The 11,980-nt window shown below is 63.0% G+C and carries 11 protein-coding genes; 2 read left to right on the forward strand and 9 right to left on the reverse strand.

The genetic code is table 11. The annotated features are described in order from the left end of the window. Nucleotides 1–19 precede the first annotated feature (19 nt). From G6N78_RS16750 to G6N78_RS16790, 9 genes are all read right to left on the reverse strand, one after another. Nucleotides 20–643, reverse strand: a complete 624-nt coding sequence (locus G6N78_RS16750; protein WP_165220519.1) for a riboflavin synthase — start codon at nucleotides 641–643, stop codon at nucleotides 20–22. Next, on the reverse strand, nucleotides 625–1,983 hold the full coding sequence (ribD, locus tag G6N78_RS16755) for a bifunctional diaminohydroxyphosphoribosylaminopyrimidine deaminase/5-amino-6-(5-phosphoribosylamino)uracil reductase RibD (RefSeq protein ID WP_165220522.1): 1,359 nt from the start codon (nucleotides 1,981–1,983) through the stop codon (nucleotides 625–627). Before ribD ends, G6N78_RS16750 begins: the two co-directional genes overlap by 19 nt. Nucleotides 1,984–1,987: 4 nt before the next feature. Then, complete coding sequence (gene nrdR / locus G6N78_RS16760; protein ID WP_165220525.1) at nucleotides 1,988–2,467, reverse strand: transcriptional regulator NrdR; 480 nt, start codon at nucleotides 2,465–2,467, stop codon at nucleotides 1,988–1,990. Nucleotides 2,468–2,482: 15 nt separating this feature from the next. Then, complete coding sequence (glyA, locus tag G6N78_RS16765; protein ID WP_165220528.1) at nucleotides 2,483–3,772, reverse strand: serine hydroxymethyltransferase; 1,290 nt, start codon at nucleotides 3,770–3,772, stop codon at nucleotides 2,483–2,485. Nucleotides 3,773–3,886: 114 nt separating this feature from the next. Next, entirely contained in the window at nucleotides 3,887–6,310 is a 2,424-nt protein-coding gene (locus tag G6N78_RS16770; protein ID WP_165220531.1) for a DUF3772 domain-containing protein, read from the reverse strand. A gap of 298 nt (nucleotides 6,311–6,608) precedes the next feature. Next, nucleotides 6,609–7,172 carry an NUDIX hydrolase gene (locus tag G6N78_RS16775; RefSeq protein WP_165220534.1) on the reverse strand — a complete coding sequence of 188 codons (564 nt, stop codon included), beginning with the start codon at nucleotides 7,170–7,172 and terminating at the stop codon, nucleotides 6,609–6,611. A 121-nt stretch (nucleotides 7,173–7,293) separates the two neighbouring features. Continuing rightward, the gene (locus G6N78_RS16780) at nucleotides 7,294–8,628 is read right to left on the reverse strand and encodes a L,D-transpeptidase family protein (RefSeq protein WP_165220537.1); all 1,335 of its coding nucleotides are present in this window, start codon (nucleotides 8,626–8,628) and stop codon (nucleotides 7,294–7,296) included. Between the two features lie 355 nt (nucleotides 8,629–8,983). Beyond that, nucleotides 8,984–9,493 (reverse strand): transcriptional regulator LdtR, encoded by a 510-nt coding sequence (gene ldtR / locus G6N78_RS16785; RefSeq protein ID WP_206531657.1) that lies wholly within the window; start codon nucleotides 9,491–9,493, stop codon nucleotides 8,984–8,986. Between the two features lie 232 nt (nucleotides 9,494–9,725). Continuing rightward, nucleotides 9,726–10,166 carry a DUF6163 family protein gene (locus tag G6N78_RS16790; RefSeq protein ID WP_165220542.1) on the reverse strand — a complete coding sequence of 147 codons (441 nt, stop codon included), beginning with the start codon at nucleotides 10,164–10,166 and terminating at the stop codon, nucleotides 9,726–9,728. Between the two features lie 114 nt (nucleotides 10,167–10,280). On the opposite strand from G6N78_RS16790, the gene hemB reads away from it, so the two are divergent. Together hemB and G6N78_RS16800 are read left to right on the forward strand one after the other, a co-directional pair. Then, the gene (hemB, locus tag G6N78_RS16795; protein WP_165220545.1) at nucleotides 10,281–11,294 is read left to right on the forward strand and encodes a porphobilinogen synthase; all 1,014 of its coding nucleotides are present in this window, start codon (nucleotides 10,281–10,283) and stop codon (nucleotides 11,292–11,294) included. Nucleotides 11,295–11,410: 116 nt separating this feature from the next. Then, on the forward strand, nucleotides 11,411–11,869 hold the full coding sequence (locus tag G6N78_RS16800) for an RDD family protein (RefSeq protein WP_165220548.1): 459 nt from the start codon (nucleotides 11,411–11,413) through the stop codon (nucleotides 11,867–11,869). Nucleotides 11,870–11,980: the final 111 nt, after the last annotated feature.

Genomic DNA, 11,980 nt, shown 5'->3' on the forward strand with positions numbered 1-11,980 from the left:
GTTTGTTGCCGGGCGCCGCTTATCCGGCCTTCGCAGCGACTGGAAACTCCGCCAGCCGCGCCGCATAACGGGCCATCGTATCCACTTCGAAATTGACGAAATCGCCAGCCTTGCGATCGCCCCAGGTGGTCACTTCCAGCGTGTGACGGATGAGCAGGACGTCGAAATCCGGGCCGTCCACGGCATTGACGGTGAGCGAGGTGCCGTCGAGCGCCACCGACCCCTTGGGAGCCACGAAGCGCGCCAGCTCGGCCGGAGCCCGCAGGCGGATCCGCACCGCCTCGCCTTCCGAGGTGACGGAGAGGATTTCCGCCTTGCCATCCACATGGCCGGAGACGATGTGGCCGCCGAGTTCGTCGCCGATCTTCAGCGCCCGTTCGAGGTTGACGCGGGTGCCGACGGTCCAGGCGGAAATCGTCGTCAGCCGCAGCGCCTCTTCCCAGGCCTCCACCTCGTACCAGCGGGTGTTGCTCTCGGTTTCCGACAGCTTGGTCACCGTCAGGCAGACGCCGCCATGCGAAATCGAGGCGCCGATATCGATCGTTGCCGGGTCGTAGTTGGTGGCGATCCTCAGGCGGATACCTTCGTCCAGCGGCTGAAGCTCCGACACGGTGCCGACATCCGTCACGATACCCGTAAACATTCGAATTCCCTTTCGTAATCGCAGCAGCTGTCCGCCCCGAAGCGCATGCGCCGGACGGGTTTGTAATCCTTCGGGATATCGTGTGCCGTCAGCGGCGATTCAATGCCGCCTTCACCGATCACCGTCTCGCCCTCGAAGAGCAGGATGCGATCAACGAGCCCCGCCTCCAGGAAGGCGCGGGCGACAGAGGCCCCGCCTTCGACCAACAGCGAGGAGAGACCGCGGCTGGCGAGCTGCGTGAGGAGATCCGCCAGGTCGGCGGCATCGAGGACTTCGACACCGGCGTCGGTGAGGGCTTGGCGGCGGGCGGCCAAAATTGCCGGTTCGGCGTGGGTGTTACCCCCCTCTGCCCTGCCGGGCATCTCCCCCACAAGGGGGGAGATCGGCAGAGCGGCACCGTCGGCGCCGCTGAATGTTTCCCGTATGACTTCTGGCGTCTCAAGAGCCGAACGGGTCGTTGCCTTTTGCTGTTCCCTCTCAAGGGCCGGAGCGTGCGCATCCTCGATCTCCCCCCTTGTGGGGGAGATGCCCGGCAGGGCAGAGGGGGTCTTTTCAGGCAGAACCTCGCTTGACCGCGCAGCAGCCGGCATCACAGCCACCATCACCGGCACATCCCCCGCCGTCCGCACCAGTTTCGAGGTCAGCGGCAGGCGCAGGTGGCGATCGAGGACGATGCGGACGGGAGAACGGTCTTCGAGCCCCGGCAGCCGGACCGTCAGTTCCGGATCATCGGCAAGCGCCGTGCCGATGCCGACGAGGATGGCGTCCATTTCGGCGCGCAGCGCATGCACCTGGGCGCGGGAGATGGGCCCGGTGATCGCCACCTGCCCTGCCCCCTTGCGACCGATCATGCCGTCGGCGGAAACCGCAAGCTTCAGAGTCACATGCGGGCGGCCCTTCATCTGGCGCATGAGATAGGCTTCGAGCGCCTGGCGGCCCTCCTCCTCCAGTACGCCGCTCACCACCTCGATGCCGGCCTCGCGCAGGATGGCAAGGCCGCGACCGGAAACGCGGGGATCGGGATCGGTGAGGCAGACGACGACGCGGGACACCCCGGCGGCCACCAGCGCATTGGCGCAGGGCGGCGTCTTTCCCCAGTGCGAGCAGGGTTCGAGCGTGACATAGGCGGTTGCGCCGCGGGCGGCCTCACCGGCAATCGAAAGCGCCTGGGTTTCGGCATGCGGGCGGCCTCCCCGCGCCGTCACAGCCGAGCCGACGACGATGCCGTCCTTGACGATGACGCAGCCGACGGAAGGATTGGTGGAGGTGAGACCGGTGTGCCGACGCGAGAGCCGGATGGCAGCTGCCATGTAGCGCCGGTCCTCGGGCGTCACGGTCACGATGTTACGGCTCCACCGTCGAGTCGCGGCCGATCTTGGCGTTGATCTCGGAAATCACCTTCTCGAAATCCTCCGCATGGGAGAAGTCGCGGTAGACCGAGGCATAGCGCACGAAGGCAACGTCATCGAGGCTCTTCAGGGCTTCGAGAACCTGAAGGCCGATCTGTTCCGAACTGATCTCGCTTTCGCCCGAGCTTTCCAGCCGGCGGACGATGCCGGAGACGGCCCGTTCGATCCGGTCGGGATCCACGGGCCGCTTGCGCAGCGCGATCTGGAACGACCGCACCAGCTTGTTGCGGTCGAACGGGACCTTGCGGCCGGTCTTCTTGATCACCATCAGCTCGCGCAACTGCACGCGCTCGAAGGTGGTGAAGCGCCCGCCGCAATCCGGGCAGATGCGCCGCCGGCGGATGGAGGTGAAATCCTCCGCCGGACGCGAATCCTTGACCTGCGTGTCTTCGGAACCGCAATAGGGGCAACGCATCGCCTGAAATGCCTCTTACATGTAGGGGTACATGGGGAAACGGTCGGTGAGTGTCACGACCTTGTCCCGCACGGCGGCTTCCACCGCGGCATTGCCCTCATCGGAATTCGCGACCTTCAGACCGTCGAGCACTTCGGCGATCAGGTTGCCGATTTCGGCGAATTCGGCTTCCTTGAAACCGCGCGTCGTGCCGGCCGGGGTACCGAGACGCACACCCGAGGTGACGAAGGGCTTTTCCGGGTCGAACGGGATGCCGTTCTTGTTGCAGGTGATGAAGGCGCGGCCAAGCGCTGCTTCCGCCCGCTTGCCGGTGGCGTTCTTCTTGCGCAGATCGACCAGCATCAGGTGGTTGTCGGTGCCGCCGGAGACGATGTCGAGATTGTGCTTGATGAGCGTATCGGCGAGCGTCTTGGCGTTCTTGACGACCTGGGCGGCGTAATCCTTGAACTCCGGCTGCAGCGCTTCACCGAAGGCGACGGCCTTCGCGGCAATCACGTGCATCAGCGGACCGCCCTGCAGACCCGGGAAGACGGCGGAGTTGAACTTCTTTGCCAGATCCTCATGGTTGGTGAGGATCATGCCGCCGCGCGGGCCGCGCAGCGACTTGTGCGTCGTGGTGGTTGCCACATGGCAGTGCGGGAACGGCGACGGATGCACGCCACCGGCGACCAGACCGGCGATGTGGGCCATGTCGACCATCAGGTAGGCGCCGACCGAATCGGCGATCTCGCGGAAGCGCTTCCAGTCCCAGATGCGGGAATAGGCGGTGCCGCCGGCAATGATCAGCTTCGGCTTGTGCTCTTCGGCCTTGCGGGCCACTTCATCCATGTCGAGCTGGTGGTCGTCTTCACGCACGCCGTAGGAGACGACGTTGAACCACTTGCCGGACATGTTGACCGGGGAACCGTGGGTCAGGTGACCACCGGAGTTGAGGTCGAGACCCATGAAGGTATCGCCCGGCTGCAGGAGCGCGAGGAAGACGGCCTGGTTCATCTGCGAACCGGAATTCGGCTGGACGTTGGCGAAATCGACGCCGAACAGCTTCTTGGCGCGCTCGATGGCGAGTTCTTCGGCGATATCGACGAACTGGCAACCACCATAATAACGCTTACCCGGATAACCCTCGGCGTATTTGTTGGTCATGATCGAACCCTGCGCTTCGAGAACGGCGCGCGACACGATGTTTTCCGAGGCAATCAGCTCGATCTCGTGACGTTGGCGACCCAGTTCCTTCTCGATCGCGCCAAAAATTTCCGGATCGGTTTCAGCAAGCGGACGGGAGAAGAATGCATCTCGATGCGACATGACGGGCTCCTGGAGAAATGATGCGTTGGCGTCTTAGCGGGAGGTCCCGCCAAGGGCAATACGCAGAGCGACATTTGCGGATCAAACAACGGTATCGCGCGGCAATGTGTTCGATTATGCCGCAGGCTGCGGCGAATCCGCGGGAAGTGTCTCCTGCTCCTTGCCCTGCCCTTTGCCGGACACCTGGGCCAGGATCTGGTCCAGATTGCGGATGGTGACGTCGCTTTGGGCAAAGGGGATCTCAATGCCGGCAGCGGCAAGCGCGGCGTTGAGGGCATACAGGAGATCGGAGCGCACGCTGATTTCAGTGCCCACGTCCCGCAGGAAACACCGCAGCTCGAAATCCAGCGCATTGTTGCCGAAATTGCGGAAGAACACCTGCGGCTGCGGATAGGAGAGCACGCCGGAATGATCGTTGGCGACCTCCAGCATGATCGTCGTCGCGCGCTCCACATCCGACCCATAGGCAATGCCGATCGGCAGAATCATGCGGCCGATCTGCGAGCTCAGCGTCATGTTCTTCACCGTGCCGGCGATCAGGTCCGCATTCGGAATGATGACGTCATGTCTGTCGAAGGTTTCGATTCGGGTCGAACGCACGGCAATCTTGCGCACCGTGCCGGAGAAACCCGACACCTCGATCCAGTCACCCTCCTTGATCGGCCGTTCGATCAGCAGAATGATGCCCGAGACGAAGTTCGACACGATGGTCTGCATGCCGAAACCGACGCCGACCGAAAGCGCACCGGCAATAATGGCGAGGTTCGACAGATCGAGACCCGCCGCCGAAATGGCAAGAACGGTCGAAAGGATGAAACCGACGTAACCGAGGCCGGTCTTGATGGCATTGCGGGCGCCGCTGTCGATCTGCGTCTTCGGCAGGATGACGCGGTCCGTCACCCGCTGCACCCAGCGCGTCAGAAATACGCCGACCGCCAGCGTGCCGCCGAGTACGATCAGCACCCTTGGCGACAGACGCACCCCTCCGAAATCGATGCCATTCTGGATCAACCGCCAGATTTCGCCGAGTTCCGCCTCACGCGCGCCCCAGGCCATGGCCAGCAGCGGCAGACTGACGACGAGGATCAGGATGCCGAGCAGCATGGACACGAGTTCCACCGATGACTGACGATCGGCCATCGCGGCGCGAACCGGCATCATCACCCCGTGATGCAGAATGAAGGCAAGGCCGAAGATCGTCAGGCTCAGCATGGTGGGCGCCAGACCGGCGCGCGCCAGCGGCACGTAGCCGAGGCTGGCGGCGACGATCGACAGAGCCGCCAAAGCCTGGATGGCATAACCGGAAAACACGAAAAAGCCCGGTCCGAACGGCGTATCCTCAAGCGCGTCCTTATCGACCTTCGCTTCTCTTGCCACGGCAAACAGAACACGCGCGAGGCCGGACAGGACGATGCAGCCGATCAGGATGCTGATGCCCTGCAGCACCGAGGTTGCCGGCGCGGAAAAGGGGTAATCCTCTGTCGCTCCATCGACCAGCGCATCCATGCCAAGCGCCGTGGCAAAGGCGATGGACAACCAGTAGCAGGTCCGCGCAAGGCCGTCGCTGAGACCAACCAGGCGCAGGGCCGGCTGGTTCGGTGTGAACAGGACGTTGCCGATCCAGCTCGCCACGACGAAGATCACCGTCACGCCGAGGATCGCGCCGGAGAGATTGGCGGTCGAGGTTATTCCCCATTCGGCGAGCAGCACGGCTGCGATCACCAGCGCCACGGCAACAAGCGACACCACCAGCCGCATGATGTGCACGCCGCCGGCCTGGAGGATGAAGCGCAGCGTGTTGGGAGGCGCCGTTACCCGCCGCTCCAACTGGATCAACCCGTAATGGCCGACACCGACCGGAAGGAGCAAGGCTCCCAGCAGGATGCCGAGGGCGATGATCAGACGGCTGTCGTAAATCTCGGCCTCATCGGGGTTCAATGCGGCATAGCGTGCGGTCTCCTCGCTGAGCCTCGTGGCGAACTTGCCGAGTTCGGTCGCCGTCGTCTCCCAGCTGGACGGAAGCAGCGGTGATGGCTTGCGCGCCATCAGGTCCTCCGCCGAACGGGTGCGGATGAGGCGGTCGATCTCCTCGATCAGAACATTGGCTCTGGCGGATGCCAGACGCGCCGCAGCCACCGGAGCTTCGGCCGCATCAAGCGCATCGGAAAGCGCCTTGCGTCTCTGCGCGGCCTTTTCCGGCTCGGGCTGATCCTTGCCCGGCGATGGTCCCAGCGTTTCGATCTGTGCCTTCAGGAGGCGGATCGCAAGCCCGCCGGCCTCCGCCGCCGCGTCAGCATCCGCACGCTGCTGGGCAAGTTCCGAGCGCAGAACCTCGAAGGCTTCCGACGAGGCAAGACCGGACTGCAGGGCCTCTTCCGCACGCCGCGCCGTATCACTCCAGCCGGCGGTCGCATCCAGCCTGTCCGCCTTTTGCGCCTGGGCTGCGGCCGGATGTGCCAGCACACACAGGATGACCGGCAGGATCGCCGCCCACCGAAACAGCCGCCAGACAGGCAGGAAAAGAGAAAAGACGGTCATCATTCATCGGCCAACGTGAAAATGCCTTCGGCCGGCGCTGAGACGGTGGACATCCGCGCCGCCGACAGAAGGTTGCCGCGGCACTCAAGCAAAACCCGCATGAAACCGCAACGGGAATGCAGAAGCGGTCAAAGGATAGCAACAACTTCCGCGGCACGAACAAAATGCTGCAAGAAAAAGTGCCGTCGCAGGCCGGCGCGCGGCAGGCATCGAAAGTCTTGCCCCCAAGTCCTTACTTGTCCGGACCGTCCGGTGCGCGCATTTCGTATGGAATGCCTGCCAAACGACAAGTCTCGTTTCAGGCGCGAAGATAACCGGCCTCAAGCAGCGCCAGCGACAGGCCTGCCACATGCATCGCCTGGCCGATCTCGCCGCGCCGCAGCGCGTCCGCCACCTGGTCCATCGGCATCAGCAGGACGCTCAGGCCCTCCTCGCCGGCCTCCAAAGCGGGCGGACGCTCAAGCGTGACGCCCAGCGCCAGAAAGGTGTGGACGCGGTTGGTGTGGGTTGCAGGATTTGCGTCGAGCGAGGCGATGAGACGCGGCGTTTCGGCGGCGCGGTAGCCGGTTTCCTCGAGAAGTTCGCGTGCCGCCGATTCAGCAAGCGACGGATCACCCGGATCGGCCATGCCGCCCGGAAGTTCGGTCACCCATCCGCCGACGCCGTGGCGATACTGACGCACCAGCACAAGCTCGTCATCGGTGGTGATCGCCACGATGTGTACCCAGTCGGAATAAGACAGCACGTAATAGGGCGCGATCTCCGCACCCGACGGCGTGCGGCAGACATCGGCGCGCAGATCGATCCAGCGATCCTTGAGGATCTGGTCCGAAGCCACCACCGTCCACGTCTTTTCCGTCATGACACCCGTCCCTCGCCTGCCGTCCCTGTTGTCGGTCAAGGCTCTCTCTATCCGTCCACCGCCAACATGAAAATGGCCGCCTTTTGCAAGGCGGCCATAGTCAGCAATACTGTTGCGAAGGTTATTGTGCCGGCAGCATGTCGTCATCGATCGAACCGGCGCTCTGCTCCACGCCGTATTTCGTCTGCAGTGCCAGTTCGGTGGCACCGTCACGCTGGTAGATGTCGTCACGGAACTGCACGACGCCATCCTTGGCCGACCAGGCGGTGATGTAGACGATGTAGACCGGCACTTCCTGCGCCAGCTTGATCGGCGTGTTGACGCGCGAGGCGATGACCCGCTCGATGTCCTGGCGAGACCAGCCGGGCGTGTCGCGCAGCAGCCAGGTCACCAGGTCGCGCACGTTCTGGACGCGCATGCAGCCGGATGATTCGAAGCGCATCAGCTTGTTGAACAGGCCCTGCTGGGGCGTGTCGTGCATGTATTCGTTGTTCGGATTGTGGAAGTTGATCTTGGTGGACGCCATGGCGTTGATCTTGCCCGGGTCCTGACGGAACATCAGGTTGGGTGCCTTCGGCGCAAACCAGTCGACCGTTTCCGGTGCCACCTCGTTGCCCTTGCCGTCGATCAGGCGGATGTTGTTGCGCGTGAGGTACGTCGGGTCCTTGCGCATCAAGGGCACGATATCCTTTTCGATGATCGAGCGCGGCGCGGTCCAGTACGGGTTGAGGATGACCTCGTAGACCTTGGAATTGATCGTGTGCGTCGGACGGTCGATGCGGCCGACGACGGCGGTGTTGCGCAGCGCCACGCGCTCGTTTTCCACAGCCTCGACATAGGCGGCCGGAATGTTGACCATCATGTAGCGCGGGCCGAGATCGCCGGCCATGGACTGCAGGCGGACAAGGTTTGTGTTCAGCTGGTTGAGGCGCACATCGGCCGGAATATTCATCGCCTTCAGCGTGAACTCGCCCAGCACGCCGTCCGTCGGCAGGCCGTGACGCGCCTGGAAACGCTTCACCGCGCCATCGACGTAGGAATCATAGGAGTTCGACATGCCGACCGATTGCGGCATGTCGCCGGAAATCATCAGGCGGCGGCGCAATTGCTGCACGGACGGTTCCGCCGCACCCAGGCGAAGGCCCTGCTGGGCCGGCGTGACATTTGGCCAGCCGCCAGCCGACACGATCTGCTGGTACTGCAGGATCGCCTGCTGGATGTTGGCCGGCCCCATCGGACCGAGCACCGGATTGTTCGACGTGACGCTGGCTGCCGTGCGCGATGCCGCGGTCGCATCGAACTGGTCGTCCCAGGTGCCGCGGCGCGGCGACGAGATGATGTCCTGCAGTGTATCCTGCGCCAGCACGGGTGCGGCAAGGGAGGCAGCTCCCAGGGAAACGGCGGACCGCAGCAGGGTGCGGCGGGAAATCATTTCGGCTTCGCTTTTCTTCGACATCATTCGATCCAGTTTATCCGCAGACACGCAATATACGTGCCTACAGGGATATGGTTAACAAAGGGTCGTTTGCCCGCACACGTGGGCTGCAAAGATCCGGCGCACACGCCCCGTTTACCCCACTCTCGCGCGCTGACTTGGTTGGCTTCTGCGCTCCCATAGCAATATGGCCAATTGTTGTCAGTTGTAACCTTCTCACATCCCTGTGTTGAAGCGTGACCCGTTCGCCGGCGCGCCGCAACACAAAAACCGGATGCGCAGGGGACGCATCCGGTTTTGATCGCGACTGGAGGTTTTGTCTTGTCAGCGGCGATGGGAGACTGGTGGATCAGATCCCGGCCGTCCGAGCTTACGCTCAGAGACGGTACATGATCTGGTCGTTCCAGAAGCGGTCGAGGCGCTGCAGCAGCTTGTTCATCTGGTTGAACTCGCTTTCGCCGATGCCGCCGACCTTTTCGATCGAACCGATGTGGCGCTCGTAGAGCTTGGCGACCACTTCGGCGATTTCCTGGCCGGTCTTGGTCAGGCTGATGCGGACCGAACGGCGGTCGATGCGCGACCGCTGGTGGTTGATGAGACCGAGGTCGACCAGCTTCTTGACGTTGTAGGAGACGTTGGAGCCGAGATAGTAACCGCGGGAGCGCAGTTCACCGGCAGTCAGTTCGGAATTGCCGATGTTGAAGAGAAGGAGTGCCTGGACGGCGTTGACGTCGTCGCGGCCCTGGCGGTCGAATTCGTCCTTGATGACGTCGAGCAGGCGGCGATGGAGACGTTCGACCAGGTGGAGCGACTCCAGGTAGAGGTTATGCAGGGCTTCTTCATGGGCGTCGGCTACAGTTGCCTGCGGCTTGATCTTGGTGTTCAACATGTCTGCCTCACTGTTTTGTTTGGCGGTGTTTGTTTCTTCCCGCCTTGTGAGTGACACTATCGAAAGCGCATAAAATTCGACTTAAAACACACGGCTAACAGCCCCTTAACGGCGGATCGCACCCTGCGCAGCCGGTTTGATCGGGGCGCAGGCGAAAATAATTAACCGTGGACGGTCAATGGCTTAAGCCATGATCTGTGGAAAAAACCAAGCCTTCAAAGCTTGAGAATCAGGGTAAATCAACCCTTACCCGCTCTTCCATCTTGCGGCGTTCTTCGAGGAAAAGCGCCAGCCGGAAGACCAGATAAAGCGCCGCCACCAGCCCGTGGAGCAGCGGCAGGACCAGATTGCGACCAAAAATCTCCGGCCAGACCTGAAACATCAGAACCTGGGTCCCGGCAGCAATCACCCAGAGCACCGCCCCCCAGGAGGCCGACATCCAGAGGCCGAGCGACACCACCGGGTAGGCGACCGCGAGCGCCGAGGCGGCGGCTCGCCAGGGAAGGCTCAAGAGGTCGAACCGCGCCCGGCCATCATAGGTGTAGCCGACGAGCATGGCCCAGTACTGCAGGCCGAACCAGAAACACACGACCGCAATCAGCCGGAGGAAGACCACGAAGAGGATCTCGGTCAGGCTGCGTTTCGGGGTTGCGGGTGAATCAGCGTCCATGCGGGGCAAGATAGCGTCGTTTGGCTCTTCCCGCCAGCATGCGGCAGAGCGGCGCTTCGCAATTGTGTAAAAGGCATGGTAAGCCCCTCATACGTATTGAAGAACGAGGCTGCCATGAACGACAAGACCCACCTTGTGGACGAGATCACCGGTCACCGCCGCATGCGGCGCAATCGCAAGGCCGACTGGACGCGCCGTCTCGTGCAGGAAAACCGCCTGACAGTGGACGACCTGATCTGGCCGATCTTCATCGTGCCGGGCGACAACATCGTCGATCCGATCCGCGCCATGCCGGGCGTCAACCGCATGAGCATCGACAAGGCGGTGGACGCGATCCGCGAGGCCGCCGATCTCGGCATTCCGGCGATTGCCCCCTTCCCGGACGTGGAGATGGAAAAGCGCGATCCGACCGGTTCTCAGATCCTCGAGCGCGACAACCTGATCAACCAGTTCACCCGGGCGGTGAAGAAGGCCGTGCCGAACATCGGCCTCATCACCGACGTGGCGCTCGACCCCTTCACCAGCCATGGCCATGACGGCATTTTGCGCGACGGCGTCATCGTCAACGACGAGACGGTGGACCAGGTGGCACGCGCCGCGGTGATGCAGGCGGAGGCCGGTGCCGATATCATCGCGCCCTCGGAAATGATGGATGGCCGCATCGGCGCGATCCGCCGGGCCCTTGATGCGGCAGGCCACCAGGATGTCGGCATCATGTCCTACGCGACGAAATTCTCCTCCGGCTTCTACGGTCCGTACCGCGAGGCGATCAACACCGGCGGTCTCTTAAAGGGCGACAAGAACAGCTATTACATCAGCCCGGCGAACGGCACCGAAGCGCTGCGCGATGCAGCGATGGATGTGGAGGAAGGCGCCGACATGCTGATGGTGAAACCCGGCATCGCCTATCTCGACATCTGTTGGCGCATGAAGGAAGCCTTCGGCCTGCCGACCTTCGCCTACCAGGTGTCGGGCGAATACACGCAGATCAAGGCCGCCGCGATGAACGGCTGGATCGACGGCGAGCGGATCATGATGGAGACCCTGCTCTGCTTCAAACGCGCCGGCTGCGACGGCATCCTCACCTATTTCGCCATGGATGTGGCGCGCAAGCTGAAGGGCGGCTGAGCTCAGCTTCCGCTGAAACTGCTGCGGGCGGCGCTTTTCGGCACCGCCCGATCGCGCTATTGTGGAGCGATGGGCCGAACCCCATATCCTCTCCAGTCCACAAGGAGACCTGACAGATGTCATTCGAGAACCAGCCCGTCGTTGCCGCACCGGACGATTGGCGCGCCTACAGTGGCGTGTTGTCGCGGCGCATCTTCGCCTTTGTGATCGATTACCTGCTGGTGCTGCTGCTGTGCATACCGGCGGCGGTCGTTGTCTTCTTTCTCGGCGTCATCACGCTCGGCCTTGGCTGGTTTCTCTATCCGGCGCTCTTTGTCATTGTCGCGCTGCTGTATTTTGGCATGACGGTGGGCGGACGGGCGCAGGCAAGCCCCGGCATGCGGGCGGTCGGGATTGCCATGATGCGGCTCGACGGGCGGCGAATCGATTTTCTCACCGCCGTCGTGCACATGGTGCTGTTCTGGATCCTCAATTCGGTGCTGACGCCGCTCATCCTGCTCGCCGGCCTCTTCATCGAGCGGTCGCGGCTCGTGCACGACCTGCTGCTCGGCACCGTGATGGTGCGCACCGACTGATCCTTTAAGAGTTCCCGTCGGCTGTGCCACACCGGCGGTTGACGTTTCCCAAACTTGCGCCATGCTATTCTGATTGACGGTGGCAGACACGCCGCCACCTCGGTCAGCAGC

This window comes from Allorhizobium pseudoryzae (assembly GCF_011046245.1).
GTDB lineage: Bacteria > Pseudomonadota > Alphaproteobacteria > Rhizobiales > Rhizobiaceae > Neorhizobium > Neorhizobium pseudoryzae.

Excerpts from the sequence above, each read along its gene's own strand:
- G6N78_RS16775 (WP_165220534.1), bottom strand. The coding sequence starts at position 7,172 with ATGACGGAAAAGACGTGGACGGTGGTGGCTTCGGACCAGATCCTCAAG.
- G6N78_RS16780 (WP_165220537.1), bottom strand. The coding sequence starts at position 8,628 with ATGTCGAAGAAAAGCGAAGCCGAAATGATTTCCCGCCGCACCCTGCTG.
- glyA (WP_165220528.1), bottom strand. The coding sequence starts at position 3,772 with ATGTCGCATCGAGATGCATTCTTCTCCCGTCCGCTTGCTGAAACCGAT.
- nrdR (WP_165220525.1), bottom strand. The coding sequence starts at position 2,467 with ATGCGTTGCCCCTATTGCGGTTCCGAAGACACGCAGGTCAAGGATTCG.
- hemB (WP_165220545.1), top strand. The coding sequence starts at position 10,281 with ATGAACGACAAGACCCACCTTGTGGACGAGATCACCGGTCACCGCCGC.
- G6N78_RS16800 (WP_165220548.1), top strand. The coding sequence starts at position 11,411 with ATGTCATTCGAGAACCAGCCCGTCGTTGCCGCACCGGACGATTGGCGC.
- G6N78_RS16770 (WP_165220531.1), bottom strand. The coding sequence starts at position 6,310 with ATGACCGTCTTTTCTCTTTTCCTGCCTGTCTGGCGGCTGTTTCGGTGG.
- G6N78_RS16790 (WP_165220542.1), bottom strand. The coding sequence starts at position 10,166 with ATGGACGCTGATTCACCCGCAACCCCGAAACGCAGCCTGACCGAGATC.
- G6N78_RS16750 (WP_165220519.1), bottom strand. The coding sequence starts at position 643 with ATGTTTACGGGTATCGTGACGGATGTCGGCACCGTGTCGGAGCTTCAG.